The sequence below is a fragment of the Pseudomonas sp. NFPP24 genome, assembly GCF_900112095.1.
GTDB lineage: Bacteria > Pseudomonadota > Gammaproteobacteria > Pseudomonadales > Pseudomonadaceae > Aquipseudomonas > Aquipseudomonas extremorientalis.
The window spans coordinates 1-1,412 of the sequence record NZ_FOKD01000030.1 but is presented as its reverse complement, the minus strand read 5'-3'; the positions used below and the strand labels follow the sequence as shown (position 1 = coordinate 1,412).

The window sequence follows — 1,412 nt, the reverse complement described above, 5'->3', positions numbered from 1 at the left end:
CCAAGGCGTTATAGCCGGCGTAATCATCGGTCATCACATAGCCGCGATAGCTGTCCAGCAAACGCAACGGTACATCCTGCGCTCGGCTGGAGGTGTAGTCGAACAGCACGACTTTCTTGTCCGGTGGGCCACTGGCCTGCACCCACATCCAAGATTGACTGGTCGGGTCACGATCCGGCTCCTTCAACACCTGGACGCGGGTTTCATCGCAGTGGATCACCGGGCTTTCCAGCAAGCGGTCGCGCATCAAATTCAGCAGTGGCTGGAAGTGTTCGCTGCACTGGATCACCCAGCGCGCCAGCGTCTGGCGCGCAATCTCGACGCCATGTCGGCTGAGCACGGTTTCAAACCGGTGCAACGGCAAGCCATCGACGTACTTGGTAGTCAGCAGCATCGCCAGCACGCTGGGACTGGCCATACTCTTTTCGATCAACTGAGCAGGCTTGTCAGCCGTGACCGGTGCAGTTTCACACCCCCGGCAACCGTAGACCTTGCGGATGTGCCTGATGACACGGATCTGCATCGGCACGATGTCCAGTTGTTCGCTGGTTTCTTCGCCGATGGCGTGTTTGCGGCAACCGCAGGCACAGGTCAGTTCGTGTTCAGGCAGTTCGTGGATGATTTCGATACGCGGCAGATCGGCCGACAACGGCTTGCGCTTGCCACGGCGCGGCGTCGGCGCAACGGCTTCTTCGTCAGGGTCATCAACGAGCGGCATCGGCTCGCTTTCGGGCTCGTTGAACAGCGCCAGTTGCGGCGTGTTGGGCTCGACAGTCTGTTCGGACTTGCGCCCGAACAAGCGGTCGCGCAGCAACTTGATCTGCTCTTTCAGGTCGACGATGTGGGTTTGATAAGCCTGGGCCACTTCTTCCTGGCGACTGAGTGCCTCAAGCAGCAGTTGCTTGAGCAAAACAGGATCATCAGGAAGGTCGTCGGGCAGGGAAATCATGGCCCGGATTATACCGGGTCAGGCTACGTAGCGTGGGGTCAAAACCTGATGAGGGCGGTTGCGCCAAAGGTCAAAACCGTCGAGCAGCCAGTTCAGTTCCTGGACGCTCAATACGATGGCTTCGTCGGTGACGTCGGGCGAGGTTTTGAAACGCTCGGATTCCAGGCGCTTGAGCCAAAGACAGAAGCCGTTGCGCTCCCAATAGAGGATTTTCACCCGGTTGCGGGAGCGATTCAGAAAAACGAAAAGTACCGGGTCGAAGACGGCCACCTTGATATCCAGCTCGACCAGGGCGGCCAGGCCGTCGATGGATTTTCGGAAGTCCACGGACTTGGGGTAAAGGTAAACTTTTTCGACTTTGGCGTCGGGACGCATCATGAGGTGCTGGCTCCAGAAAGAGATCGGGAGCGCAGCATCGGGCTTCAATGGGCGGCTTTGAATGTGTGGGTGATGGATCGGTTAC

Annotated in this window: 2 protein-coding genes; both read right to left on the bottom strand. The window is 58.4% G+C overall.

Annotated features, from left to right (window positions below; translation table 11 throughout):
* Nucleotides 1-949: IS66 family transposase (locus BM026_RS28815; protein WP_139217599.1), on the bottom strand; the 949-nt coding region annotated here is incomplete at its 3' end.
* A gap of 18 nt (nt 950-967) precedes the next feature.
* Nucleotides 968-1,327 (bottom strand): IS66 family insertion sequence element accessory protein TnpB, encoded by a 360-nt coding sequence (gene tnpB, locus BM026_RS28810; protein WP_256575477.1) that lies wholly within the window; start codon nt 1,325-1,327, stop codon nt 968-970.
* Between the last annotated feature and the right edge of the window lie 85 nt (nt 1,328-1,412).

Excerpts from the sequence above, each read along its gene's own strand:
- tnpB (WP_256575477.1), bottom strand. The coding sequence starts at position 1,327 with ATGATGCGTCCCGACGCCAAAGTCGAAAAAGTTTACCTTTACCCCAAG.